General features: G+C 42.3%; 1 protein-coding gene. It reads right to left on the bottom strand.

Going from position 1 to position 234, the window contains the following annotated elements; translation table 11 throughout:
• Positions 1-21: 21 nt before the first annotated feature.
• The coding region (locus tag A3712_RS21670) for an ester cyclase (RefSeq protein ID WP_197465888.1) at positions 22-234 on the bottom strand (213 nt) is incomplete at its 5' end.

Here is a 234-nt window from a genome sequence, read left to right as displayed (position 1 = left end):
CTATGGTTCTTCGATCAACCTTCACTGAGTTACCTGCAGCCCCAACTGAGTTGCCATGCTTAACTCGTTTCTCTCTACAATTTCTTCGATAACCTTGCCTTCATTATTGAAACGAAAATAGGTAAGACTTGTCCACGTTAAATCTTTGCCCGTTACGTCAAAACCCATCCAAGTATTGGCATTCTTTGCTTTGTGGGTAAGTGCGACAACAACTTGATCGCCTCCTTCAACAAT

Source organism: Vibrio sp. HI00D65, assembly GCF_001635455.1.
Taxonomy (GTDB): domain Bacteria; phylum Pseudomonadota; class Gammaproteobacteria; order Enterobacterales; family Vibrionaceae; genus Vibrio.
The sequence above is the reverse complement of the archived record's forward strand: the minus strand, read 5'-3'. Positions and strand labels throughout refer to the sequence as shown.